The organism is Blastococcus atacamensis (assembly GCF_002938425.1).
In the GTDB taxonomy this organism is placed as follows: domain Bacteria; phylum Actinomycetota; class Actinomycetes; order Mycobacteriales; family Geodermatophilaceae; genus Blastococcus; species Blastococcus atacamensis.
Genome location: NZ_POQU01000004.1, coordinates 67,144 through 92,276, shown reverse-complemented (window position 1 = coordinate 92,276; position 25,133 = coordinate 67,144). Strand labels below are relative to the sequence as shown.

The 25,133-nt window shown below is 73.8% G+C and carries 23 protein-coding genes; 18 read left to right on the top strand and 5 right to left on the bottom strand.

Annotation, left to right across the window (positions count from 1 at the left end):
* The first annotated feature begins 3 nt into the window (after positions 1-3).
* The 12 genes from C5508_RS02325 (at position 4) to C5508_RS02270 (ending at position 12,890) form a co-directional block, all read left to right on the top strand.
* The gene (locus tag C5508_RS02325) at positions 4-792 is read left to right on the top strand and encodes an enoyl-CoA hydratase/isomerase family protein (protein WP_104523234.1); all 789 of its coding nucleotides are present in this window, start codon (positions 4-6) and stop codon (positions 790-792) included.
* Between the two features lie 137 nt (positions 793-929).
* Positions 930-2,072, top strand: coding sequence for an ABC transporter substrate-binding protein (locus C5508_RS02320; protein ID WP_104523204.1), 1,143 nt, complete (start codon positions 930-932; stop codon positions 2,070-2,072).
* A gap of 101 nt (positions 2,073-2,173) precedes the next feature.
* On the top strand, positions 2,174-2,980 hold the full coding sequence (locus tag C5508_RS02315) for an ABC transporter permease (RefSeq protein ID WP_232796862.1): 807 nt from the start codon (positions 2,174-2,176) through the stop codon (positions 2,978-2,980).
* Complete coding sequence (locus tag C5508_RS02310; RefSeq protein ID WP_104523202.1) at positions 2,977-3,861, top strand: ABC transporter permease subunit; 885 nt, start codon at positions 2,977-2,979, stop codon at positions 3,859-3,861. Before C5508_RS02315 ends, C5508_RS02310 begins: the two co-directional genes overlap by 4 nt.
* Positions 3,858-4,955 carry an ABC transporter ATP-binding protein gene (locus C5508_RS02305; RefSeq protein ID WP_104523200.1) on the top strand — a complete coding sequence of 366 codons (1,098 nt, stop codon included), beginning with the start codon at positions 3,858-3,860 and terminating at the stop codon, positions 4,953-4,955. Before C5508_RS02310 ends, C5508_RS02305 begins: the two co-directional genes overlap by 4 nt.
* The gene (gene cds1, locus C5508_RS02300; RefSeq protein WP_104523198.1) at positions 4,952-6,067 is read left to right on the top strand and encodes an L-cysteine desulfhydrase Cds1; all 1,116 of its coding nucleotides are present in this window, start codon (positions 4,952-4,954) and stop codon (positions 6,065-6,067) included. Before C5508_RS02305 ends, cds1 begins: the two co-directional genes overlap by 4 nt.
* 133 nt (positions 6,068-6,200) lie before the next feature.
* A complete protein-coding gene (locus tag C5508_RS02295) occupies positions 6,201-6,980 on the top strand; it encodes an electron transfer flavoprotein subunit beta/FixA family protein (RefSeq protein ID WP_104523196.1) in 780 nt (259 codons plus the stop codon).
* Between the two features lie 34 nt (positions 6,981-7,014).
* Entirely contained in the window at positions 7,015-7,977 is a 963-nt protein-coding gene (locus C5508_RS02290; protein WP_104523194.1) for an electron transfer flavoprotein subunit alpha/FixB family protein, read from the top strand.
* 160 nt (positions 7,978-8,137) lie between these two features.
* Positions 8,138-9,538, top strand: coding sequence for an MFS transporter (locus C5508_RS02285; RefSeq protein ID WP_232796861.1), 1,401 nt, complete (start codon positions 8,138-8,140; stop codon positions 9,536-9,538).
* Positions 9,535-10,740 (top strand): cysteine desulfurase family protein, encoded by a 1,206-nt coding sequence (locus C5508_RS02280; RefSeq protein ID WP_104523192.1) that lies wholly within the window; start codon positions 9,535-9,537, stop codon positions 10,738-10,740. Before C5508_RS02285 ends, C5508_RS02280 begins: the two co-directional genes overlap by 4 nt.
* Positions 10,740-11,837 (top strand): tRNA 2-thiouridine(34) synthase MnmA, encoded by a 1,098-nt coding sequence (mnmA, locus tag C5508_RS02275; protein WP_104523190.1) that lies wholly within the window; start codon positions 10,740-10,742, stop codon positions 11,835-11,837. Before C5508_RS02280 ends, mnmA begins: the two co-directional genes overlap by 1 nt.
* Before the next feature lie 42 nt (positions 11,838-11,879).
* Complete coding sequence (locus C5508_RS02270; protein WP_104523188.1) at positions 11,880-12,890, top strand: methionine synthase; 1,011 nt, start codon at positions 11,880-11,882, stop codon at positions 12,888-12,890.
* Between the two features lies 1 nt (position 12,891).
* Here the strand turns inward: C5508_RS02270 and C5508_RS02265 are convergent, their stop codons facing one another.
* Positions 12,892-13,272 carry a hypothetical protein gene (locus C5508_RS02265; protein ID WP_104523186.1) on the bottom strand — a complete coding sequence of 127 codons (381 nt, stop codon included), beginning with the start codon at positions 13,270-13,272 and terminating at the stop codon, positions 12,892-12,894.
* A 101-nt stretch (positions 13,273-13,373) separates the two neighbouring features.
* On the opposite strand from C5508_RS02265, the gene ligA reads away from it, so the two are divergent.
* Positions 13,374-15,524: an NAD-dependent DNA ligase LigA gene (gene ligA, locus C5508_RS02260; RefSeq protein ID WP_104523184.1), complete on the top strand. Its 2,151-nt coding sequence runs from the start codon at positions 13,374-13,376 to the stop codon at positions 15,522-15,524.
* A 90-nt stretch (positions 15,525-15,614) separates the two neighbouring features.
* On the opposite strand, the gene C5508_RS02255 is transcribed toward ligA, so the two are convergent.
* The gene (locus tag C5508_RS02255) at positions 15,615-16,289 is read right to left on the bottom strand and encodes an ACT domain-containing protein (protein WP_104523182.1); all 675 of its coding nucleotides are present in this window, start codon (positions 16,287-16,289) and stop codon (positions 15,615-15,617) included.
* A 217-nt stretch (positions 16,290-16,506) separates the two neighbouring features.
* Between C5508_RS02255 and gatC the strand changes: the two genes are divergently transcribed.
* From gatC to gatB, 3 genes are read left to right on the top strand one after another with little or no spacing between them, the layout of a single operon-like run.
* Entirely contained in the window at positions 16,507-16,824 is a 318-nt protein-coding gene (gene gatC / locus C5508_RS02250; protein ID WP_104523228.1) for an Asp-tRNA(Asn)/Glu-tRNA(Gln) amidotransferase subunit GatC, read from the top strand.
* Complete coding sequence (gene gatA, locus C5508_RS02245) at positions 16,821-18,344, top strand: Asp-tRNA(Asn)/Glu-tRNA(Gln) amidotransferase subunit GatA (RefSeq protein WP_104523180.1); 1,524 nt, start codon at positions 16,821-16,823, stop codon at positions 18,342-18,344. Before gatC ends, gatA begins: the two co-directional genes overlap by 4 nt.
* Entirely contained in the window at positions 18,341-19,840 is a 1,500-nt protein-coding gene (gatB, locus tag C5508_RS02240; protein WP_104523178.1) for an Asp-tRNA(Asn)/Glu-tRNA(Gln) amidotransferase subunit GatB, read from the top strand. The genes gatA and gatB overlap by 4 nt, the downstream gene beginning before the upstream one ends.
* Positions 19,841-19,969: 129 nt before the next feature.
* Here gatB and C5508_RS02235 read toward each other — a convergent pair whose 3' ends face one another.
* Positions 19,970-21,094, bottom strand: coding sequence for a PQQ-dependent sugar dehydrogenase (locus C5508_RS02235; protein WP_198597801.1), 1,125 nt, complete (start codon positions 21,092-21,094; stop codon positions 19,970-19,972).
* Between the two features lie 48 nt (positions 21,095-21,142).
* On the opposite strand from C5508_RS02235, the gene C5508_RS02230 reads away from it, so the two are divergent.
* Positions 21,143-22,090 carry a 2-hydroxyacid dehydrogenase gene (locus tag C5508_RS02230; RefSeq protein ID WP_198597800.1) on the top strand — a complete coding sequence of 316 codons (948 nt, stop codon included), beginning with the start codon at positions 21,143-21,145 and terminating at the stop codon, positions 22,088-22,090.
* On the opposite strand, the gene C5508_RS02225 is transcribed toward C5508_RS02230, so the two are convergent.
* Both C5508_RS02225 and C5508_RS02220 read right to left on the bottom strand, forming a co-directional pair.
* Positions 22,084-22,455: a PH domain-containing protein gene (locus C5508_RS02225; RefSeq protein ID WP_232796860.1), complete on the bottom strand. Its 372-nt coding sequence runs from the start codon at positions 22,453-22,455 to the stop codon at positions 22,084-22,086. The two genes, C5508_RS02230 and C5508_RS02225, sit on opposite strands and share 7 nt — an antisense overlap.
* Before the next feature lie 23 nt (positions 22,456-22,478).
* Complete coding sequence (locus C5508_RS02220) at positions 22,479-23,300, bottom strand: helix-turn-helix transcriptional regulator (RefSeq protein ID WP_232796859.1); 822 nt, start codon at positions 23,298-23,300, stop codon at positions 22,479-22,481.
* Between the two features lie 83 nt (positions 23,301-23,383).
* Between C5508_RS02220 and ilvD the strand changes: the two genes are divergently transcribed.
* Complete coding sequence (ilvD, locus tag C5508_RS02215) at positions 23,384-25,108, top strand: dihydroxy-acid dehydratase (RefSeq protein WP_104523174.1); 1,725 nt, start codon at positions 23,384-23,386, stop codon at positions 25,106-25,108.
* Positions 25,109-25,133 lie beyond the last annotated feature (25 nt).

Here is a 25,133-nt window from a genome sequence, read left to right as displayed (position 1 = left end):
GCCATGTCTGGAGAGCCGGAGTTCGTGACCCTGCAGGTGGAGGACGGCGTGGGCACGATCCGCCTCGACCGGCCGAAGATGAACGCGATCGACGAGCAGCTCCACCTGGAGGTGCGGGCCGCGGCGCTCGAGGCGGGGCAGCGGAACGACGTCCGCGCCGTGGTCATCTACGGCGGCGAGCGGGTGTTCGCCGCCGGCGCCGACATCAAGGCGATGTCCCGACTCGACGCCGACGGCATGCAGGCCTGGGGCAAGGAGCTGCAGGACTCGTTCCGGGCCGTGGCCCGCACGCCCAAGCCGGTCATCGCCGCGATCACCGGCTACGCGCTGGGTGGCGGCTACGAGCTGGCCCTCTGCGCCGACTTCCGGGTGCTCGGCGCGAGCGCCAAGATCGGCCAGCCCGAGATCCTGCTGGGCGTCATCCCCGGCGCCGGCGGCACGCAGCGCCTGACCCGTCTGGTGGGCCCCGCCAAGGCCAAGGACCTGGTCTTCACCGGCCGGCACGTCGGTGCGGAGGAGGCCCTGGAGATCGGCCTCGCCGACGCCGTCGTCCCCGACGCCGAGGTGTACGGGACCGCCGTGGCGATGGCGAAGAAGTTCGCCGCTGGACCGCCGCTGGCGCTGGCCGCTGCCAAGCGCGCCATCGACGAGGGTCTCGACGGCTCGCTGGACGAGGGCCTGGACCTGGAGAGCCGGCTGTTCGCCGAGCTCTTCGGCTCCGAGGACCAGAAGACCGGCATGCGCTCCTTCCTCGAGAGCGGGCCCGGCAAGGCCACGTTCACCGGCCGCTGAGGTCTCGAGAGCAGAACGTTCACCCGCTGGACAGCGCCAGGACCGCCCACGATCGCGCGGTCTCGGTCACAATCCCCACGCCGTCCCGATGGGCCAGCGGGGCCCGTCCGGAGCACGGCACCACCTCAGGAGGACACGTGCGACGAAGCACCCTGCGGACCGCTGTCGCGGTCGTCACCACCGGCTTGGCGCTGACCGCCTGCGGTTCGGGTGGCAGTGGCTCCGGCGGGGGCGGGGGCTCGGAGGCGGCGACGGCCACCTCCGCCGAGGACCTCGGCGGGATGGAGGGGCTCGTCGAGGCCGCCAAGGCCGAGGGCGAGCTCAACGTCATCGCCCTGCCGCGCGACTGGGCCAACTACGGCGAGATGCTGGACACCTTCAGCGAGAAGTACGGCATCGAGATCAACGAGGCGACGCCGGACGCGTCCAGCCAGGACGAGCTCAACGCCGTCACCAGCCAGAAGGGCCAGGACCGCGCGCCCGACGTCCTCGACGTCGGCACCAGCTTCGCCCAGCAGGCCGCCGCCCAGGACCTGCTCGCCCCGTACCAGGTGGCCACCTGGGACGACATCCCCGAGAACCAGAGGGACCCCGAGGGCCGCTGGTACAACGACTACGGCGGCTTCATCTCCATCGGGTGCAACGCCTCGGTCATCGCCGAGTGCCCGACCACCATCGCCGACCTGCTCGACCCGCAGTACGCCGGCAAGGTTGCCCTGAACGGCAACCCGACCCAGGCGGCGGCGGCCTTCAGCGGCGTCTGGGCGGCTTCCCTGGCCAACGGCGGCGACCTCGACGACATCGGGCCCGGCATCGACTTCTTCAAGAAGGTCAAGGACGCCGGCAACTTCAACCCCGTCGAGGTCACCCCGGCCACCGTGCAGAGCGGTGAGACGCCGCTGGCCATCGACTGGGACTACGTCAACGCGGGCCTCACCGAGACCCTCGCGGAGGCCGGCGTCGAGTGGCAGGTCGCCGTTCCCACCGACGGGATCTTCGGCAGCTACTACAGCCAGGCGATCAACAAGTTCGCCCCGCACCCGGCGGCCGCGCGGCTGTGGCAGGAGTTCCTCTACAGCGACGACGGCCAGAACATCTGGCTGAAGGGCGGCTCCCGCCCCGTCCGGCTGCCCGCGATGGAGGAGGCCGGCACCGCCGACGCCGACGCACTGGCCCGACTGCCCGAGGTCGCCGGGGACGTCGAGTTCCCGACCCAGGAGCAGCAGACGGCGGCGCAGAAGGTGGTCGCCGACCGCTGGAACGCGGAGATCTCGGGCTGAGTACCGCCACGACGACGGCGCCCGCGCCGGCCCCCTCCCGGGGTCGCCGCGGGCGCTCGCTCGCCCTGCTCGGTGCGCTGCCGTTCCTCCTGTTCGTCGCGGTGGTCCTGCTCCTGCCGATCGGCGTCCTGGCGGTGGAGGCATTCCGGGCCACCGACCCGACGACGTTCGAGGAGAGCTGGTCGACCGACTCGCTCGCCGCGGTCACCGAGGGCGCCTCGGCGCGCGCCTACGTCGGCAGCCTGCAGCTGTCGGCCATCACCGCCGTGCTGGGCACGGTGCTCGGTCTGGCGCTGGCCGTCGCGGTGCTGCGCGCCGAACGGGGCCGGCTGCTGCGCCGTCTGGTGCTGACCGCGTCCGGCGTGCTCGCCAACTTCGGCGGCATCCCGCTCGCCTTCGCCTTCATCGCCACCATCGGCAGCAACGCAGGGGTCGTCACCGGCCTGCTCACCAACACCCTGGGGCTGGGCCTCGGGGGGTTCTCGCTGTACTCGATGGCCGGCCTGGCGCTGGTCTACCTCTACTTCCTCATCCCGCTGATGGTCCTCACCATCACCCCGGCGCTGGAGGCGCTGCGCCCGCAGTGGCGGGAGGCGTCGGACAACCTCGGCGCCTCGGCCTGGCAGTACTGGCGGTACGTCGGTGGGCCGGTCCTGCTGCCGCCGGTGCTGGGCGCCATGATGCTGCTCTTCGCCTCCGCCTTCGCCGCCTACGCCACGGCCAAGGCGCTGGTCGGGAGCACCCTCCCGCTGGTCACCCTGCAGATCGCCGATGCGCTCTCCAGCAACGTCGTCGTCGGCTCGGAGAACCTCGGGACGGCGCTGGCGCTGGGCATGGTCGTCGTCGTCGGGCTGGTCATGGCCTTCTACGCCTGGGTCCAGCGGCGCACCCAGCGGTGGCTGGCATGACCGCGCTGGCGGAGGGCGTCGCCGGCGCGGGCAGCGTCGAACCGGCCGCACCGGCCCGGACGGGAGGCCGACGCGGCGGGGCCTGGCGGATGGTCGTCCTCGTCGTGCTGGGCCTGTACTTCGCGGTCCCGATCGCGTCCTCGCTGTGGTTCACGGTGCGCGACCGCGGCAGCGGCGGCCTGACGGCCGAGCACTACGCCGCCATCCCCGGCGCTCCCGGGTTCGCCGAGGCGTTCGGCCGCTCGCTGGCGCTCGGCGTCCTCACCGTCGTCCTGGCGCTGCTGCTCATGGTGCCCACCGTGGTGCTCGTCGAGCTGCGGCTGCCGCGGCTGCGCACCGCCGTCGAGCTGCTCACCCTGATGCCCCTGGTGATCCCACCCATCGCGCTGGTCGTGGGCGTGCGCAGCGTCCTGTCCTGGGCGCCGGACCACTTCTACGGCACCCCCGTGGCCGATGCGATGTTCGCGCTCCAGGAGCCGACGCTGCCGTGGATCCTGGTGCTCGTCTACGTCGTGCTGGTGCTGCCGTTCGTCTACCGCGCCCTGGACGCCGGCGTCCGGAACTCGGGGCTGCGCACCCTCACCGAGGCCGCCCGGAGCCTGGGCGCCTCGTGGCCCCGGGTGCTGGTCTCGGTGGTGCTGCCGCTGCTGCGCACCTCGGTGCTCAACGCCTCCTTCCTGACCCTGGCGCTGGTGCTGGGGGAGTACACCGTGGCCTCGATCCTGGGCTTCGAGACGTTCCCCACCTGGATCGTGCAGGTGGCCGGCTCGCAGCCCCAGCTGTCGGTCGCGGTGTCGGTGCTCTCGCTCCTGGTGACCTGGGCACTGCTGCTGCTGATCTCCGCGCTGGACCGCCGGCGACGGACCGAGGAGAGCTCATGACGACCGACACCGCCTCCGCCGCGGGCGCCGCGGCCGACCTGCGCGCCCGGCCCGGCACGCCGGTCCGGCTGGACGGGCTGACCCGCCGCTACGGCAGCGTGGTCGCCCTCGACGGGCTCGACCTCGACATCGCCGGCGGGGAGCTGCTGGCCCTGCTGGGCCCCTCCGGCTGCGGCAAGACGACGGCGCTGCGCGCGATCGCCGGCTTCGAGCGGCCCGACTCCGGCCGGGTGCTGCTCGGCGACCGCGACGTGACCTCGGTGCCGGCGAACAAGCGGGACATGGGCATGGTGTTCCAGGCCTACAGCCTCTTCCCCAACCTCACCGTCGCGGACAACGTGGCGTACGGCCTGCGGGTCCGCGGGCGGGGCAAGGGCGAGCGCACCGCCCGGGCGGCCGAGCTGCTCGAGCTCGTCGGCCTGGCCGACCGCGCCAGGCGCTACCCCCACCAGCTCTCCGGTGGCCAGCAGCAGCGGGTCGCGCTGGCCCGGGCGCTGGCCGTCGCACCTCAGGTGCTGCTGCTCGACGAGCCGCTCTCCGCCCTGGACGCCCAGGTCCGGGTGCAGCTGCGCGAGGAGATCCGCCGGCTGCAGCTGGAGCTGGGCATCACCACCGTCTTCGTCACCCACGACCAGGCCGAGGCGCTGTCGGTCGCCGACCGGGTCGGTGTCATGCGCGCGGGCCGGCTGGAGCAGGTCGCCTCGCCCGACGAGCTGTACGAGCGCCCGGCGACGGCGTTCGTGGCGGAGTTCGTCGGCACGATGAACCGGGTGCCGGCCACGCTCGCGGGCGGTGCGGTGGAGCTGCTCGGCACCCGCCGTCCGATCGCCGGCGCCGCCCCGTCCGCCGGCCCCGTCGTCGGCCTGGTCCGCCCCGAGGCGCTGGTGGTGCGGGCCGACGGCTCCGGTTCCGGGCGGGTCGTGACCCGGACCTTCTCGGGCGCGGTCACCCGGGTGCTGGTCGCCCTCCCGGACGGCACCGAGGTGCGGATCGACGTCGCCAGCGCCGACAGCCAGGCCCTGGTGCCGGGCGCGGCGGTCTCCGTGGTGCCGGCCGAGCGCCCGGTGCTCGTGGCACCGGTGGAGCCGGAGTGAGCGGCACCGCCGTCGTCGACCGGTCCGACCCGGGCGGCCGGGCCTGGGTGGACCGCGCGGTCGAGATCGTCGAGGCCGACGCCCGGCGCAGCGCCGACACCCACCTGCTGGTCTACCCGCTGCCGCCGGAGTGGGGTGTGGACCTGTACCTCAAGGACGAGTCCACCCATCCGACCGGCAGCCTCAAGCACCGGCTGGCCCGCTCACTGTTCCTCTACGGGCTCTGCTCGGGGCAGATCACCGAGGGCGCCACGATGGTGGAGGCCTCCAGCGGGTCGACGGCGGTGAGCGAGGCCTACTTCGCGCGGATGCTCGGCCTGCCCTTCGTCGCGGTCATGCCGCGCTCGACCAGTCCGGAGAAGATCGCCCTCATCGAGTTCCACGGGGGGCGGTGCTCCTTCGTGGAGAGCCCGCCGGAGATGTACGACGAGGCCCGTCGGCTGGCCACCGAGTGCGGCGGGCACTACCTGGACCAGTTCACCTACGCCGAGCGGGCCACCGACTGGCGCGGCAACAACAACATCGCCGAGTCGATCTTCGAGCAGCTCTCCGCCGAGCGGCACCCGGTTCCGGAGTGGGTCGTCGTCGGCGCCGGGACCGGGGGCACCAGCGCCACCATCGGCCGCTACCTCCGCTACCGGCGGCATCCCACCCGGCTGGCCGTCGTCGACCCGGAGAACTCGGCGTTCCTGCCCGGCTACGAGGCCAGGGAGCCGGGCTGGACCACCGGCATGCCCTCGCGCATCGAGGGCATCGGGCGGCCCCGGGTCGAGCCGTCGTTCGTCCCGACCATCGTCGACAGGATGATCGGCGTCCCGGACGCCGCCTCGGTGGCCGCGATGCGCCACCTCGAACGGGTCACCGGGCGCCGGGCGGGAGGCTCCACCGGCACCAACCTGTGGGGTGCCTTCGGGCTGGTGGCGGAGATGGTCGCGGCCGGCCGCCGGGGCAGCGTCGTCAGCCTGCTCTGCGACGGCGGGGAGCGGTACGCGCACACCTACTACTCCGACGAGTGGGTCGCCGAGCAGGGCATGGACCTCGCTCCGGCGACGGAGACGCTGGTCAGGTTCGCGGCCACGGGGGAGTGGCTCGTGCCGGGCGGAGGTGCGTGACGGGGGTCACCGGCCCCTCGGTCCGCTCCCGCGTTACTGCGCAGTAACCTCCATGATCGGTGCAGATCTCGTATGAGTGCATGCGGGCATCCGTGCCCGCACCCCTGACCCCATCGCGGAGGTAGGTCTGGCGATGAACATCGTCGTTCTGGTCAAGCAGGTCCCCGACTCCGGCAGCGAGCGCAAGCTGGACCCGGCGGACAACACCGTCGCCCGCGCGTCCGCGGACAACGTCATCAACGAGATGGACGAGTACGCCATCGAAGAGGCGCTCACCATCAAGGAGGCCCAGGGCGGCGAGGTGACCGTCCTGACCGTCGGTCCCGACGGCGCCACCGACGCCATCCGCAAGGCGCTCTCCATGGGCGCCGACAAGGCCGTCCACGTCAGCGACGAGGCGATCCACGGCTCCGACGCCGTGCAGATCAGCGCCGTCCTGGCCGCGGCCCTGGAGCAGCTGGAGTACGACCTCGTCCTGTGCGGCGCCGAGGCGACCGACAGCCAGATGAGCGTCATGCCCGCGCTGCTCTCCGAGCGCCTCGGCATCCCGCAGCTCTCCGGTGCCCGCAAGGTGACCATCGACGGCGGCACCGCCAAGGTCGAGCGGCAGACCGACGGTGGCTACTGGTCCCTCGAGGCCCCGCTGCCGGCGATCGTCTCCACCTGGGACACCATCAACGAGCCGCGCTACCCCTCGTTCAAGGGGATCATGGCCGCCAAGAAGAAGCCGGTCGAGACCAAGTCTCTGGCCGACCTGGGTATCGACGCCTCCGCCGTGGGTCTGGCCAACGCCACCACGCAGGTGCTCGACTTCGCCGGCCGCCCGCCGAAGGGCGAGGGCGTCAAGGTGACCGACGAGGGCGACGGCGCGCAGAAGTTCGTCGACTTCCTCGCCGGCCAGAAGATCGTCTGAGCCCGGCCCGGATCGAAGGAAGAGGAGAAAACCCATGGCAGAGGTCCTTGTCCTGGCCGAGCTCGACCCGGCCGGCGGCGGCGCCCGCAAGACCACCCTGGAGGCCCTCACCGCGGCCCGCGCGCTCGGTGAGCCCTCCGCTGTCGTCCTCGGTGCCCCCGGCACCGCGGCCGGCGTCCGCGACCAGCTCGCGGAGTACGGCGCGGCCACGGTCTACGTGGCCGAGTCGGCCGACATCGACGACTACCTCGTGGCCCCCAAGGCCGAGGTGCTGGCCCAGCTGGTGAGCGAGAAGTCGCCGGCCGCCGTCGTCATCCCCTCCTCCCCGGAGGGCAAGGAGATCGCCGCCCGCCTGGCCGTCAAGACCGGCAGCGGCTTCCTGACCGACGTCACGGAGATCACCGCCGACGGCACCGCGACCCAGGTCGCGTTCGCCGGGCAGACGATCGTCCACTCGAAGGTCACCACCGGCACGCCGATCTTCACCCTGCGGGGCAACTCGGTCACCCCCGAGCCGGCTCCGGCCGCGGGTGCCGAGCAGACCGTGTCGGTGTCGATCAGCGACGCCGCCAAGCAGGTCCGGGTCGTCGAGCGCGTCGTGGAGCAGAAGAGCAACCGCCCCGAGCTCACCGAGGCCTCGATCGTGGTCTCCGGTGGACGTGGTGTGGCCAGCGCCGAGAACTTCTCGATCATCGAGGGCCTGGCCGACTCGCTCGGCGCGGCCGTCGGTGCGTCCCGCGCCGCGGTGGACTCCGGCTTCTACCCGCACAGCTTCCAGGTGGGTCAGACCGGCAAGACCGTCTCGCCGCAGCTCTACGTCGCCGTCGGGATCTCCGGTGCCATCCAGCACCGCGCCGGCATGCAGACCTCGAAGACCATCGTGGCCATCAACAAGGACCCCGAGGCCCCGATCTTCGAGCTGGCCGACTTCGGTGTCATCGGCGACCTGAACACGGTCGTCCCGGCTGCCACCGAGCAGATCAACGCCCGCAAGTAGAAGGACCCCGTCCTCCTCACGCCTCGCTCCGCTCGGCGTGAGCCTCTGGACGAGGCCGTTCCATCGCCTCACCTGTTCGAGCGCCGATCCCTCCGGGGGTCGGCGCTCGACGCGTGTCCGGGGCGGGAAGCAGCGACGGTTCCGAGGGGTTGGCCACGGCGTGGAGACCCAGTCGCAGCCCGCGTTGTTCGACCGGGCGCACCGGCTGACCACCGCGGGCCTGCTGATGCTGGTCACCTTCGTGGCCTTCGAGTCCATGGCCGTGGCGACGGCGATGCCCACCGCGGTCGCCGAGCTGGACGGGCTGGCCTGGTACGCCTGGCCGTTCAGCGCCTTCCTGGTGGCCTCGGTGTTCGGCATGGTGCTGGGCGGGGACCTGGGTGATCGGCGCGGCTCCCGCGTGGCCCTGCTGGCCGGCGTCGCGATCTTCGCCGCCGGGCTCCTCGCCGGGGGGCTGGCCGGGCACATGGGGGTGCTGGTCGCCGCCCGGGCGCTGCAGGGGATCGGCGCCGGCATCATCTCCGTCGCCCTGTACGTCGTCGCGGGCCAGGCCTTCGACGCCCGGCTGCGGCCCCGGTTGTTCGGTGCCTTCTCGGCCGCGTGGGTGCTGCCCGCGCTGGTCGGCCCCACGGTCGCCGGGCTGCTCACCACGCACCTGACCTGGCGCCTGGTCTTCCTCGGGTTGCTGCCGCTGATCCTGCTGGGCCTGGGGCTCGTGCTGCCCGCCGTGCGCGCCCTGCCCCCGCCGACCGGGGGCGTCGTCGTCGCCTCGGCCCGGCGCTGGTGGGCGCTCCTGGCCGGGCTGGGCATCGGCACGCTGCAGTACGCCGGGCAGCGGCTGGACCTCCTCGCGGTCGGCCTGGCCGCCGCCGGACTGCTCGCGCTGGTCCTCGGCCTGCGCCCCCTGATGCCCCCGGGCACGGCCGGCTCGCGCCCGGGCCTGCCCGCCGTGGTCGCCGGGCGGGGGCTGCTGGCCGGGGCGTTCTTCGGCATGGACGTCCTGCTGCCCCTGGCCCTGACCGAGCTGCACGGCTACGAAGCGGCCGCGGCCGGGGTGCCGCTGACCGCCGGCGCGCTCGGCTGGGCCACGGCGTCGCAACTGCAGGGGCGCAATCCGCACTGGTCGCGGGTGGCGCTGCTCCGCGCCGGCTTCCTGCTCCTGGCCGCCGGCCTGGCCGCCACGGCCCTGGTGGCCGCTCCCGGGATCGGCGGGTGGCCGGCCTACCTGAGCTGGGCGGTCGCCGGGCTCGGGATGGGGCTGGGCATGCCGAGCCTCAGCGTGCTGCTGCTCGACCGGTCCTCCGACGAGAGCCGGGGCGCGGACTCCGCGGCGTTCCAGATCGCGGACGTGACCGGCAGCGCCGTCTGCATCGGCGTGGTCGGGGTCCTCGTCGCCGCGGCCGCCGCCGGCACGATGTCCCTCCCCGCGGCCGTCCTCGCCGGGGTGGGAGTGCTCACCGCGGTCGCCCTCGCCGGTGCCCTGCTGGCCCCGCGGGCGGGGGCGGACCCGGCGGCGACGGCGGACCCGGCGGTCCGCGCGACTACCCTGAGCGCGTCATGACTCATCCCCAGCCGGTCTACCTGGACCACGCGGCGACCACGCCCGTGCTCCCCGAGGTGCTGGCGGCCATGACCGAGCAGCTGGGCCGGGTGGGCAACGCCTCGTCGCTGCACGCCAGCGGCCGGTCCGCCCGCCGCGCCGCCGAGCAGGCCCGCGAGCGCCTGGCCGAGGCGCTGGGCGCCCGCCCCTCGGAGGTCCTCTTCACCGGGGGCGGCACCGAGAGCGACAACCTCGCCGTGAAGGGGCTGTTCTGGGCCCGGCGCCAGGCCGACCCCCGCCGCCGCCGCATCGTCGTCAGCCCGGCCGAGCACCACGCCGTCCTGGACAGCGTCGAGTGGCTGGCCACCCACGAGGGCGCCGAGGTCACCTGGTTGCGGGTGGAGCCGTCGGGCCGGGTGACGCCGCAGGCCCTGGCCGAGGCGCTGGGGGACGGCAGCGACGTCGCCGTCGCCAGCGTGATGTGGGCCAACAACGAGATCGGCACGGTGAGCGACATCGCCGAGCTGGCCGCCACCGCCCACGACGTCGGGGTGCCCCTGCACACAGACGCCGTCCAGGCGGTCGGGCAGGTCCTGGTCGACTTCGGCGCCACCGGCGTGGACGCCCTCACCATGACCGGGCACAAGCTCGGCGGCCCCATGGGCGCCGGTGCCCTCCTGCTCCGGCGCGACGCCGAGTGCACCCCGCTGCTGCACGGCGGCGGCCAGGAGCGCGACGTGCGTTCGGGCACCCTCGACGTCGCGGCGATCGTCGGCCTCGGTGTGGCGACCGTGGCCACGGTGCAGGGCCGGGTGGAGCGGGCGGCCGCGCTCGCCGACCTGCGCGACCGGCTCGTGACCGGGGTGATGGAGCAGGTGCCCGACGCGCAGCTCAACGGAGCCCCGCTCGACGACGTCGTCCGCTCGGGTCCCGGCCGGTTGCCGGGCAACGCCCACCTGTCCTTCCCCGGCGCCGAGGGCGATGCGCTCCTGATGCTGCTGGACGCCAAGGGCATCGAGTGCTCCACCGGGTCGGCATGCAGCGCGGGGGTCGCCCGGCCGAGCCACGTGCTCCTCGCAGTAGGGGCCGAGGCCGACCGTGCCCGCAGCTCGCTGCGGTTCAGCCTCGGGCACACCAGCACCGAGGCCGACGTCGACGCGCTCCTCGGCGTCATCGCGCCGGTCGTCGAGCGCGCCCGCCGGGCCGGGATGGGGCGACGCTGATGCGCGTCCTGGCGGCGATGAGCGGCGGAGTGGACTCCGCGGTGGCGGCGGCGCTGGCCGTCGACGCGGGCCACGACGTCACCGGTGTGCACCTCGCGCTGTCCCCGGACCGGCAGACGCTGCGCAGCGGCGCGCGGGGGTGCTGCAGCGTCGAGGATGCGCACGACGCCCGCCGGGTCGCCGACGAGCTGGGCATCCCGTTCTACGTCTGGGACATGGCCGACCGCTTCCGCGAGGACGTCGTCGACGACTTCGTGGCCGAGTACGCCGCCGGGCGCACGCCCAACCCGTGCCTGCGCTGCAACGAGAAGATCAAGTTCTCCGCCGTGCTCGACCGTGCCCGCGCGCTCGGATTCGACGCCGTGGTCACCGGCCACCACGCGCGGCTGGCCGACGGCGAGCTGCGCCGCTCCGTGGACGCAGGCAAGGACCAGTCCTACGTGCTGGGCGTGCTCACCCCTGAGCAGCTGGCCTCCGCGATGTTCCCGCTCGGCGGGATGACCAAGGACCGGGTGCGGGAGATCGCGGCCGAGCGCGGGTTCGCCGTCGCGACCAAGGCCGACTCGCACGACATCTGCTTCATCCCCGACGGCGACACCCGCGGCTTCCTCACGCGGAAGCTGGGCAGCCGGCCCGGCCCGCTCGTCGACGCCGCGACCGGGGCGACGGTGGGCGAGCACGACGGCACGTACGGGTTCACCGTCGGCCAGCGGCGCGGCCTCGGCGTCAGTGTCGGGGACCAGCAGCCGCGCTACGTCCTGGGCATCGAGCCGGTGACGCGCACGGTCACCATCGGCACCGCAGACCTCGCCGGCGTCGACCAGATCTCGACCGCCGCCCCGACGTGGACCGCAGAGGCGCCGGCGCTGCCCTTCCGGGCGCAGGTCCAGCTGCGGGCGCACGGTGCGCCGGTGGGCTGCGAGGTCACCGGCGGCGACGACGGCGGGCTGCTCATCGGGCTGGACGAGGTGCAGCGCGGGGTGGCCGCCGGGCAGTCCGCGGTCCTGTACGAGCCCGACGCCGAGCGCGGTGACCGCGTCGTCGGGCAGGCCGCGATCCGGACGTCGGCCCGACGGCAGGGAACCGTCCGGCGCTGACCCCGGACGGGGCCGCGGCGGCCGGCGACTAGCGTCGTCGCCGTGAGCTCCGAGAATTCCGACCCGAGGCCGGCTCCCACCCTCTGGGGGCCCGCGACCGGGATCGGATCGCTCCCCGGGACCGACCCCGCCGAGGCGCTGCGCACCGTCGTGGGGGAGCTGCCGGGGTTCGCCCACCTCCCCGAGCTGCCGGGGCGGGGGGCCGGCGCCGATCTGCTGGGCCGCAGCGCCGCCCTGCTCGTGGACCTGTCGTTCGACCTGACCCCGGCCGGCTGGCGGCTCGTGCCGCGGGCCGGCATCGACCAGCAGCGGGCCGAGGAGTTCCTGGCCCGCGACCTCGACGTGCTGCACGACGTCGCGGACGGCTGGACCGGCCCGTTCAAGGTCCAGGCCGCCGGCCCGTGGACGCTGGCCGCCGGTCTGGAGCGCACCCGCGGCGACCGTGCCGTCACCGACCCGGGCGCCCGTCGCGACCTGGGGCAGTCGCTGGCCGAGGGCCTGGCGGCGCACGTCGCCGAGGTGCAGGCGCGGGTGCCGGGTGCGGAGATCGTCGTCCAGCTCGACGAGCCCTCGGTCCCCGCGGTGATCATCGGCGGACTGCCCACCGCCAGCGGTTTCGGCAAGCTCGCCGCGATCCCGGAGGACGTCGTCGAGCAGGAGCTGGCGGCGGTCGTCCGGGCGCTGCCTCGCCCCGTCGTCGTGCACTGCTGCGCCCGGCGCATGCCTCTGGGGCTCTTCCGCGCCGCGGGGGCGGCGGGGCTCTCCTTCGATCTCAGCCTCGTGCAGGACCTCGACGCGGTGGGCGAGGCCGTCGAGGCCGGCGTCCACCTGCTGGCCGGTGTCGTGCCCGGCACCGACACCTCGCTGCCTGCCCCGAAGGCCAGCGCCTCACGGGTGCAGGCGTGGTGGCGTGAGCTCGGCTTCGCCGCCGAGCAGCTCCCGCAGGCGGTGACCCTCACCCCGTCGTGCGGCCTGGCCGGTGCGACCCCTGGCTACGCCCGGACCGCCATGCGGCACGTGCGGGAGGCGGCGAAGTACCTCCTGCCGGAGTAGCTCACCGCAGCTCGCCCACCCGGCACACCGCGACGCCGTCGGCCGGGCACACCCAGGCGACCTCGTCGCCGCTCCGGCGCACCTCGAGCGGGTGGGTGGTCGGGTGCCGGGGACACGGCGGCCAGTTGGTCCCGGCACGGCCCCACAGCTCCTCGAGGATCCAGTCGTGCACCATGTCGGTCACGTGCGCCACCTGTTCGGCGAAGGGCCGGTCCAGGACGACCGAGACACCCGAGGCACTGCCGTCCGGGTGCCACAGCATGGCCCCGGCCGCGGCGTCCTCGCCGGGCCAGTCGCTCGGCTCCACGCGGGGCGTCGGCGCCCCGGTCGTGCGCAGGTCGCGAAGCACCGGCTCCAGGGCGCGGGCGAGCTGGGCGTGCACCCCGGCATGGTGACAGGGAGGGCCGCCGTCGGACGCCGTGGTCCGCACCACGACCGGGTGAGCGTCGGTTGGTCGTCGTACCCGCCGGATACCGTTCGGGCGTGACCAGCGAGGCCGGAGTCGAGGAAGTCAGCGTCGAGCAGCTGCCGGTCGGGGCGCCGACGGACCGCGAGGACCTGACGGAGGTCCCCGACGACGTCCGCACCCGGCACCGCGACCTCTCCGAGGAGCTCGACCGGTACGCCTTCGCGTACTACGTGCGCGACGAGCCGCTGATCAGCGACGGCCAGTACGACGAGCTGATGGGCGAGCTCAAGGCGATCGAGGCCGCCCACCCGGCCCTGGTCACGCCCGACTCGCCCAGCCAGAAGGTCAACGGCGGCTTCACCGCCACGTTCGCGCCGGTGCAGCACCTGGAGCGGATGCAGAGCCTGGACAACGCGTTCAGCAGCGACGAGCTCTCCGCCTGGGCCGCCCGCGCCGAGCGCGACGGCGCCGCCGGCGGCAGCTACCTGTGCGAGCTGAAGGTGGACGGCGTCGCCGTGGACCTCGTCTACGAGCACGGGCGCCTCGTCCGGGCCGCCACGCGGGGCGACGGCACCACGGGTGAGGACGTCACGGCCAACGTCCGCACGATGGCGGACGTGCCGCAGGAGCTCACCGGGGACGACATTCCCGACCTGCTCGAGGTGCGGGGCGAGATCTACTTCCCGACCGCCGGCTTCGCCGACGTCAACGCCGGCATGGTGGAGCAGGGCAAGGCGCCGTTCGCCAATCCGCGCAACGCCGCCGCCGGCTCGCTGCGGCAGAAGGACGCCAGGGTGACCGCGTCCCGCCCGCTGCGCCTGGTGGTGCACGGCCTCGGGGCGCGGACGGGCTTCGAGCCCGAGCGCCAGTCGGCCGCCTACGAGCGGCTGCGCGCCCTCGGGCTGCCGGTCAGCGACCGCTTCGAGGTCGTCGACGACCTCGAGGGCGTCTGGGCCTACATCGAGCGCTACCGCGAGCAGCGGCACTCCGTCGAGCACGAGATCGACGGCGTGGTGGTGAAGGTCGACCAGGTGGCCCTCCAACGCCGGCTGGGGTCGACCTCGCGTGCGCCGCGGTGGGCGATCGCGTTCAAGTACCCGCCGGAGGAGGCGACGACGACCCTGCACGACATCCGGGTCAACGTCGGGCGCACGGGGCGGGTCACCCCCTTCGCCTACATGGAGCCGGTGAAGGTCGCCGGCTCCACGGTCCAGCTCGCCACTCTGCACAACGCCAGCGAGGTCAAGCGGAAGGGCGTGCTGATCGGCGACACGGTCGTCATCCGCAAGGCCGGCGACGTCATCCCCGAGGTGCTCGGGCCGGTGGTGGCAGCCCGCGACGGCTCCGAGCGCGAGTTCGTGTTCCCGACCCACTGCCCCGAGTGCGGCACCGAGCTGCGGCCGGAGAAGGAGGGCGACGCCGACATCCGCTGCCCGAACGCCCGGTCCTGCCCCGCGCAGTTGCGCGAGCGGGTCTTCCACGTCGCCGGCCGCGGTGCCTTCGACATCGAGAACCTCGGTTACGAGGCGGCGATCGCGCTGCTGCAGAGCCGGCTGCTGTCCGACGAGGGCGACCTGTTCTTCCTGGACGAGGAACAGCTGCAGCGCTCGCCGTTCTTCACGAAGAAGAACGGCACGCTGTCGGCCAACGGCGCGAAGCTGCTCACCAACCTGCAGACCCGCAAGGACGTCCCGCTGTGGCGGGTGCTCGTCGCGCTGTCCATCCGGCACGTCGGCCCCACAGCCGCACAGGCGCTGGCCCGCGACTTCCGGTCCATGGACCGCATCATGGCCGCCACCGAGGAGGAGCTGGCCGCGGCGGACGGCGTGGGTCCGACGATCGCCAGGTCCGTCCGTGACTGGTTCACCGTCGACTGGCACCGCGACGTCGTGGAGAAGTGGCGGCAGGCCGGCGTGCGCATGGCCGACGCGGGGGAGGACGCCCCGCCCGGGCCGCTCACCGGCGTCACCGTCGTGGTCACCGGCTCGTTGCGCGACCACAGCCGGGACCAGGCGATCGCGGCCATCCAGGAGCGCGGCGGCAAGGTCACCGGCTCGGTGTCGAAGAAGACCGGGTTCGTCGTCGTGGGCGCCGACCCGGGCAGCAAGTACGACAAGGCCGTGCAGGTGAAGGCGCCGATCCTCGACGACGACGGCTTCCAGGTGCTGCTGGACGACGGGCCCGACGCCGCCCGCGAGGTGGCCACGATCGGCGACGGCAGCTGACCCACTCCAGCCACCGTGTGCGCGGATGCGCAATCAACCGGGCCACAACTGCGCATCCGCGCACACTGCTGGACCCGGAGAGTGCCGGGCTCAGGCCGGCGGGAGCTGCGCCACCGTCGCCGCGATGCCGGTGAGGTGCGCCAGGCGCAGCAGCTCGGAGCGCCGGAAGGCGGGACCGCCGGAGCGTCCGAGCACCAGCGCGCCGGTGCTGCCGTAGGGCACGGCCATCATCTCCAGGGCCATCTCCTGCCAGCGCTCGGGAAGCCACGATCCGTCGCTGGGTAGCAGTCGCGGACCCGTCAGGGGCAGCCACGGCAGGGTGAGGCCGGTGAAGGCGGGCGCCGCGTCGGACGCGGCGAGCACCGCGGACGCGGGCAGCGGGGCCGGCTGCGCGGAGCCCTCGAGGATGACCGCCCAGCCGCTGTGGAACACCCGCGGCAGCTCCTCGGTGAGCAGACCGGTCGGTGCGTGGTTCCCGCGGGCGAGGGCGTCGAGCAGGTCCAGTTCGCGGTGGGTGTCCAGCGGACCCGCGAAGGGCCGCAGCGACTCCACCTGCACCCCCTCGACGGCCTGCACCACGGTGATCAGGCTGTCGGGCAGCCGGTCCCCGGGCAGGTCGACGACGACGTCGTCCACGGCGATGCCGTTGCCGCGTTCGAGGACGTCCAGGGAGACGATGTCGATGCCGGCGGCACCGAGCGCGGTGGCCACGGCGCCGAGCGCACCGGGACGGTCGGGCACCACGAGGCGCAGGAGATAGGACACGGTTCCTCCGGGGGCCGTACGTCGGCCCCCTGCAGGGCCCCGGTGCGAGCGCGCCAGTGCCGGGGGCAGGGGGTCCTTGTTCGATCTCCGTCGATCGCGGTCCGGGGCAGCCTCTCACGCTGGTCAGGCCCGAATGGGCCCCACGTACAGTGATCCGGTCACGTCCCGGCCCGAGAGCGGGCCGCCGGGCATCGCCGAAGTGGAGTTCCACCGCAGCATGAGCACCCCCTCCCCGAAGGGCCAACTGACCCGCGACGAGGTGGCGCACCTGGCGCACCTGTCCCGGCTGGCGGTGAGCGACGAGGAGCTGGACCTCTTCGCCGGTCAGCTCGCCGCCGTGCTGGACGCCGTCGCCCAGGTGGGCAAGGCCGACGTCACCGACGTCACCCCCACCACCCACGCGGTGCCGATGACCAACGTCATGCGGCCCGACGTCGTACGCCCCAGCCTGCCCCGCGACGTCGTCCTGGCCGGCGCCCCGGCCGCCGAGGACGATCGGTTCCGCGTGCCGCGCATCCTGGGGGAGGAGGCGTGAGCGACGTCACGAGCAGCAGCGCCGCCGACCTCTCCAGCGCGCTGCAGTCCGGCGAGCTGAGCTCCGTCGAGGTCACCCGCGCCTACCTGGACCGGATCGCCGCCGACGACGACACCATCGGCGCCTACCTGCACGTCGACGCCGAGGCCGCGCTCGCGTCCGCCGAGTCGATCGACGCCGCCCGCGCGAAGGGCGCCGAGCTGGGCCCGCTGGCCGGCGTGCCGCTGGCGCTCAAGGACGTCGTCGTCACCGAGGGCGTGCGCACCACCAGCGGCTCGAAGATCCTCGACGGCTGGCGGCCGCCGTACGACGCGACCCTGGCCGCCCGGCTCAAGGCCGCCGGCACGGTGCTGCTCGGCAAGACGAACATGGACGAGTTCGCGATGGGCTCGTCCACCGAGAACTCCGCCTACAAGGTCACCCGCAACCCGTGGGACACCGACCGGGTCCCGGGCGGCTCCTCGGGTGGCTCCTCGGCCGCCGTCGCCGCGGGGCTGGCCCCGTGGGCGATCGGCACCGACACCGGGGGCTCCATCCGGCAGCCCGCCGCCCTCACCGGGCTCGTGGGCCACAAGCCCACGTACGGCTCGGTCTCCCGCTACGGGCTGATCGCCTTCTCCTCGAGCCTGGACCAGGCCGGTCCGATGACCCGGACGGTGCTCGACGCGGCCCTGCTGCACGAGGCCGTCGCCGGCCACGACCCGTTGGACTCCACGAGCATCGACTCGCCGGTGCCGGTGCTGGCCGAGTCGGCCCGCCGCGGTGCCGAGGGAGACCTGGCCGGCCTCCGGGTCGGCGTCGTCACCGAGCTGGGCGGCGACGGGCACACCGACGGCTACGACCCCGGTGTGCTGGAGCGCGCGGCCGAGGCGGTGGCGCTGCTGGAGGGCATGGGCGCGGAGGTCCGGCAGATCTCCTGCCCCGCCTTCGACCTGGCCCTGCCCGCCTACTACCTCATCGCCCCGAGCGAGGCGTCGTCCAATTTGGCCCGCTTCGACGGCGTCCGGTACGGCCTGCGGGCCGGCGACGACGGAAGCCGCGATCTCGACGAGGTCATGGCCCTGACCCGCGAGCAGGGCTTCGGCCCGGAGGTGAAGCGCCGGATCATCCTGGGCACCTACGCGCTGTCCAGCGGCTACTACGACGCCTACTACGGGCAGGCGCAGAAGGTCCGGACCCTGATCACCCGCGACTTCACCACCGCCTGGGACGACGTCGACGTGCTGGTCAGCCCGACCAGCCCCACCGTGGCCTGGCCGATCGGCTCCCGCGTCGACGACCCGATCGCCATGTACGCCGCCGACCTGTGCACGCTCCCGGCCAGCCTCGCGGGCGTACCGGCGATCTCGGTTCCCTGCGGCCTGTCCGAGGGACTGCCGGTCGGTTTCCAGATCATGGCGCCGGCGCTGGCCGACGACCGTTGCTACCGCGTGGCCGCCGCTCTCGAGGCCGCGCAGGACGCCGCCCGCGGGCACGCCCTGCTGGCCGGGATCGCCCCGAAGGAGAACGCCCCCTCATGAGCGACACCCTGGTCGACCTCGACGAGGTCCTGACCCGCTACGAGCCGGTCATCGGCCTGGAGACCCACGTCGAGCTGGGCACCGCGTCGAAGATGTTCTGCGGCTGCTCGACCACGTTCGGCGCGGAGCCCAACACCCAGACCTGCCCGGTCTGCCTGGGTCTGCCCGGCGCGCTCCCGGTGGTCAACGAGGCCGCCATCGAGTCCACGATCCGGATCGGCCTCGCCCTGGGCTGCCGGATCGCCTCCTGGTCGCGGTTCGCGCGGAAGAACTACTTCTACCCGGACATCCCCAAGGGCTTCCAGACCAGCCAGTACGACGAGCCGCTGTGCACCGCCGGGCACCTGGACATCGAGCTCGACGGCGAGACCTACCGGGTGGAGATCGAGCGGGTCCACATCGAGGAGGACACCGGCAAGAACCTGCACGTCGGTGGCGCGACCGGGCGCATCCACGGCGCGGACCACTCGCTGGTGGACTACAACCGCGCCGGGATCCCCCTGGTCGAGATCGTCACCCGCCCCATCCCCGGGACCGGCGCCAAGGCGCCGGAGGTGGCCCGCGCCTACGTCACCGAGCTCCGCGAGATCCTGCTCGCCCTGGGGGTCTCCGAGGTGCGGATGGAGCAGGGCAACCTGCGGTCGGACGTCAACACCTCGCTGGCGCCCATCGGCAGCCTCGACTGGGGCACCCGGACCGAGACGAAGAACGTGAACTCGCTGCGCTCGGTGGAGCGGTCGGTGCGCTTCGAGATGCGCCGCCAGGCCGCCGTCCTCGACGCCGGTGAGCGCGTGGTGCAGGAGACCCGGCACTTCCACGAGGACTCCGGCAGCACGTCGTCAGGGCGGAGCAAGGAGGAGGCCACCGACTACCGGTACTTCCCCGAGCCCGACCTGGTGCCGATCGCGCCCGACGAGGAGTGGGTCGAGGCTCTCCGAGCCGCGCTGCCCGAACTGCCCGCCGCCCGCCGGGTCCGCCTGCGCGAGGAGTGGGGGCTCTCGGACACCGAGATGGCGTGGATCGTCAACGCCGGTGCGCTCGCCCTGGTGAGCGACACCGTCGCCGCCGGTGCGTCGCCCGGCGATGCCCGCAAGTGGTGGCTGGGTGAGCTCGCCCGTCGTGCCAACGACAGCGGCGTCGAGCTGACCGACCTGGCGGTCACGCCGAAGCAGGTCGCCGAGCTGGCCGCGCTGGTCGCGGCCGGCACGGTCAACGACCAGCTGGCCCGCCAGGCCCTCGACGGCGTGCTCGCCGGCGAGGGCGACCCGGCGGCGGTGGTCGAGTCGCGCGGGCTGGCGGTCATGGGCGACTCCGACGAGCTGGTCGCGGCCGTCGAGGCGGCCATCGAGGGCAACCCCGACGTCGCGGACAAGGTGCGCGGCGGCAAGGTTCAGGCCATCGGCGCGCTCGTGGGGGCGGTCATGAAGACCACCCGCGGCAAGGCCGACGCCGCCACGGTCAAGCGCATGCTGGAAGAGAGGTTGGTCAGCAACTGACTTCGGAACCCTCCGGGCCACGCCGTCACGCCGAGTGGGGCCCGGAGGGTTCCGCGCAGGCGTGACTCAGCAGCTCAGCTCAGCAGGGGGACGGTTCCTGGCCGCGGTGCGATCCGGAGGATCGCAATGTCATAGCGGGGAGTCGGGCTGGCCGCCGGGCGGGCGGATGCGCAGCACCTTGTCGTCGTCCTCGGCCGGCGTCCCGATGCCGTCCTTGTTCGACGTCGTCACCCACAGCGCACCCTCGGTGTCGAGGACCACGGTGCGCAGCCGGCCGTAGCGGCCGCCCAGGACCTCCTCGGTCGCGTCCTCCACGGGATCGCCCTCGTCGTCGAGGGTGAGGACGTGCACCCGCTGCCCGTCGAGCGCGCCCAGGAAGACGGTGCCGAAGGCGGCGGCGCAGCCGCCGAGCCCGCCCTCCTCCGGCAGGACCGTCGCGAGCGGCGGTGCGGTGGCGTCGCCCTGGTCGGTGACGACCTCGAGCTCGTCGGGCCCCTCCCGCGACTCGTCGGTCGCGTACACGCGTTCCTCGTCCTGGCACAGGGCGGTGACATCGCGGTGCCCGCGGCTGAACACCGGGCTCGCGCCGCCCACCGCCCGGCCGAACACGTCGATGCGCAGCACCTTGCCGGCCAGCGAGGCCGGATCCGCGGCCAGGGCGGGATCGCCGGCGTCGCCGGTGCCGACGTAGAGGCTGCCGTCGGCGCCGGTCATCAGGCCGCCGCCGTTGCCCACCTCGCCGCGCGGGATGCCGGTCAGCACCGGGTTGGGGGTGCCGCCGATCGGGAAGCGGACCACCCGGTTGTCGGTCGCGGTCGAGACGTAGGCGAAGAGCAGCCCGTCCTCGGGGAACGTGGGGGAGAGGGTGAGGCCCAGCAGTCCGCCGTCACCGGTGGTGTCGATGCCCGGCAGGGTCATCAGCTCCTTGGCCGGCGAGCGGTCGGGGAAGACCTGCAGGAGCCGCCCGGTCTCGCGCTCGCCCACGATCGCCGAGCCGTCGGGGAGCAGGACCAGGCCGGTGGGCACGGTCAGGCCGGAGGCGACGACGTTGGGGTCGCCGCCCTCCTCGCCCGATCCGGGCTGCGCCGGACTCCCCGGCAGCTGCTCGGGCGGGCGGCCGACCTCGGGCGGGGCGCCCTCGGGCAGTGGGCGGAAGGGACCGACCGGCTCGTAGCCGTCGTCGCCGCAGCCGGCCAGCAGCGCGACACCGAGCGCCGCGGCGACCAGCCGTGCCGTCCGCGACCGTCGTCCCACCCGGATCACAGTACGTGCGCGAACCGGGCCGACGCCTAGAGTCCGGGCGTGGCGCACCTGCACCTGGAACCCGGCGAGCCCCTGCACGTCCTCGTGCCCTCCCGCGCGATCGGGGCCGCCGTCGAGGCGCTCTCCCCGCGCGTGCGGGCGCACCGCGTCGACGCCGCCGACGGTCCGCCGGCCGGGGAGGCGGCGCAGGCCCAGGTGTGGGTGCCGCGGTCGAACGGTGCTGCGCTCCCGGGGCACGACTTCTTCGCGGCGCTGCCCCGGTTGCGCGTCGTCCAGCTGCTGACCGCGGGAGCCGAGAACTTCGCCGGCCGGCTGCCCGAGGGCGTGGTGCTGTGCAACGCACGGGGTGCGCACACGCCCTCGACGGCGGAATGGGTGGTCACGGCCGTGCTGGCGTCCCTGCGCGGCATCCCCTTCTTCGTGGGCGAGCAGGCCGTGGGCCGCTGGTCGTTCGGCACGCACGGATCGCTGGTGGGGGCGAACGTGCTGGTCGTGGGCGCCGGTGACATCGGCCGGGAGATCGGGCGGATGCTCGCCGGGTTCGACGTGCGGCTGACGTACGTCGCCCGCACCGCCCGGGACGGCGTCCGGTCCACCGCAGACCTGCCGGAACTGCTGCCCGACGCCGACGTGGTGGTCCTCGTCGTCCCGGTGACCTCGGAGACCCGCGGCATGGTGGACGCCGACTTCCTCGGCGCCATGAAGGACGGCGCCCTGCTGGTGAACGCGGCGCGGGGCGTGGTCGTGGACACCGACGCCCTGCTCGCGGAGCTGTCCAGCGGCCGGCTGCGGGCCGCGCTCGACGTCACCGACCCCGAGCCGCTGCCGGTGGGGCATCCGCTGTGGTCGGCGCCGGGGGTGCTCATCACCCCGCACGTCGGCGGCGCCGTCCCGGCCACCAACGAACGGGCCGCCGCCGCGGTCACCGACCAGATCGCCCGGGTGCTGGACGGCCGGCCGCTGGGGAACGTCGTCGGCGACTACTGAGCCGACAGCCGGATCCGGCCGTCGGAGAACTCGGCGAGGCGCGGGAGGTCCCGGGCCCGCACGACCGGCAGCCGCAGCTCCGAGCCCGCATTCGTGACCAGCCACAGCTCGCCGCGCGGAGCCACCCGGATCCCGGCGACGTCGGTCCACGGCAGGCGCCGCCGGCCGAGCAGCGCCTGCACGGTGAGGCCCTCGCCGTCGAGGTCCACGCCGGTGCGGAGCACCCAGAGCGCCACGACCACCGGGACGAGCAGCAGGACGGGCAGCCACGGGCCGGCGAAGGCCAGCGGGACGACGCACAGCGCCAGCAGGCCGACGGGGACCAGGGCGGTGCGGTTCATCCGCAGGCGGGCGGGGGCGTCCACGACGACCGATCCTCCCAGACCGCTCAGCCGGCCAGCCGCGACAGCTTCGCGGCGGTCCCGGTCCCGTCGACGGCGGTGTAGACGACCAGCTGGATACCCGGGGCGTCGGCGGGGGTCAGCTGGTGGTGCTCCAGGACCAGCGTGCCGACGACCGGGTGCTCGAAGCGCCGTTCGGTGGAGGTGAACCGGTCGACGTCGTGGCTGGCCCATCCCTCCCGGAACGACGGGCTGGCCGCCTGCAGCCGGTCCACCAGGTCGACCACCTCGGGATCGGCCAGCCGCGGCCCCACCTCGGCGCGGAACTGGGTGAGGAAGCGCCGGCTGTCGGTGACCCAGTCGCCCAGGAGGTCGCGGACGGCGGGGTCGGTGAAGACGGCCCACAGCAGGTTCCGGTCGGCCGGGGGCATGGCCGCGACCCCCGGGTAGAGGCGCTCGTACGCGGAGTTCCAGCCGACGATGGACCAGCTCGACGTGATCGCGTAGACGGGGGAGGAACCCAGGGCGTCCATCAGCCGCTGCAGGTGCGCCGGCACCCCGTCGAACGACCGGTCCGCCGGCGCACCCCCGTGGCCGGCGAGGCGGAGCAGGTACTCGTGCTCGGCCGCCGACAGCCGCAGCGTCCGGGCCAGGGCGTCCACCACCTGCCGGGAGGGCCGGATGTCGCGGCCCTGCTCGAGCCACGTGTACCAGGTGTGGCTCACCCCCGCGAGCATCGCCACCTCCTCGCGGCGCAGGCCCGGCGTCCGCCGGTTCCCGCCCGCCGGGAGGCCGACCGTGCCCGGGGACAGCTGACGACGCCGGGAGCCGAGGAACTCGGCCAGCTCGCGGCGGGCGGTAACGGTCACGGAACCCTCCCCCGGTGGTGGTACCGGTACCAGTATCAGCCCGCCCCTGGTGGAGGTGCCCGACCGGCCTAGCATTCCTTCCCGTGACCATCGGTGAGGACTTCGTCCCGGGCAACGACTCCGCCAGCGGGACGCACAGCCCGCTCAAGCCGCGCAGCTTCGAGGTGACCGACGGGGACGCCAAGGCCCCCGCCCGGGCCATGCTGCGCGCCGTCGGCCTGGGGGACGACGACTTCGCCAAGCCGCAGATCGGCGTGGCCTCGTCGTGGAACGAGATCACCCCCTGCAACCTCTCGCTGGACCGGCTGGCCAAGCGGGCCAAGGAGGGTGTGCACGCAGCCGGTGGCTTCCCGCTGGAGTTCGGCACCATCTCGGTCTCCGACGGCATCTCCATGGGCCACGAGGGCATGCGCGCCTCGCTGGTCTCCCGCGAGGTCATCGCCGACTCGGTCGAGACGGTCATGTTCGCCGAACGGCTCGACGGCTCCGTGCTGCTGGCCGGCTGCGACAAGTCGCTGCCCGGCATGCTGATGGCGGCGGCCCGCCTGGACCTGGCCAGCGTCTTCCTCTACTCGGGCTCGACGATGCCCGGCAAGCTCGGCGACCGCGACCTCACGATCATCGACGTCTTCGAGGCCGTCGGGGCCTGCGCTCGCGGGCTGATCAGCCGCGACGAGCTGACCGCGATCGAGAAGGCCGCCTGCCCCGGTCAGGGTTCCTGCGGCGGCATGTACACCGCCAACACCATGGCCAGCGTCGCCGAGGCCCTGGGCATGGCCCTGCCCGGCAGCGCCGCCCCGCCGGCCCCCGACAGCCGCCGCGACGACTACGCCGTCGCCTCGGGCGAGGCTGTCGTGAACCTGCTGCGCAAGGGCATCACCGCGCGGCAGATCATGACGCGGGAGGCGTTCGAGAACGCCATCACCGTCGTCATGGCCCTGGGCGGCTCGACCAACGCCGTCCTGCACCTGATGGCGATCGCGCACGAGGCGCAGGTGGACCTGGAGCTCGAGGACTTCAACCGGATCGGCGACCGCACGCCGCTCCTGGCCGACGTGAAGCCGTTCGGCCGCTTCGTCATGACCGACGTCGACCGCATCGGTGGCGTCCCGGTGGTGCTGCGCGCACTGCTCGACGCCGGGCTGCTGCACGGCGACGTGCTGACCGTGACCGGGAAGACGATGGCCGAGAACCTGGCCGAGATCGCCCCGCCGGACCCCGACGGCGCCATCATCCACGCGATGAACGACCCGATCCACCGGACCGGCGGCCTGTCGATCCTGCGCGGCTCGCTCTCCCCGGAGGGCGCGGTCGTGAAGTCGGCCGGCTTCGACACCGAGGTCTTCGAGGGCACCGCGCGCGTGTTCGACGGCGAGCAGGGCGCGATGGACGCCGTCACCGAGGGCACCCTGCAGGCCGGCGACGTCGTCGTCATCCGCTACGAGGGGCCGCGGGGCGGTCCCGGCATGCGGGAGATGCTGGCCGTCACCGGCGCGATCAAGGGCGCGGGCCTGGGCAAGGACGTCCTCCTGCTCACCGACGGCCGCTTCTCCGGCGGCACGACCGGTCTGTGCATCGGGCACGTCGCCCCGGAGGCCGCCGACGGTGGCCCGATCGCCTACGTGCGCGACGGCGACCGGATCCGGCTGGACCTGACCACGCGCACGCTCGACCTGCTGGTCGACGAGGACGAGCTGGCGCAGCGGAAGGTCGGCTGGGAGCCGCTGCCGCCGCGCTACACCACCGGGGTCCTCGGCAAGTACGCCAAGCTCGTCGGATCGGCGGCGCAGGGCGCCATCTGCGGCTGACCCCCGAAGGGGTGAGCCCTCGCGG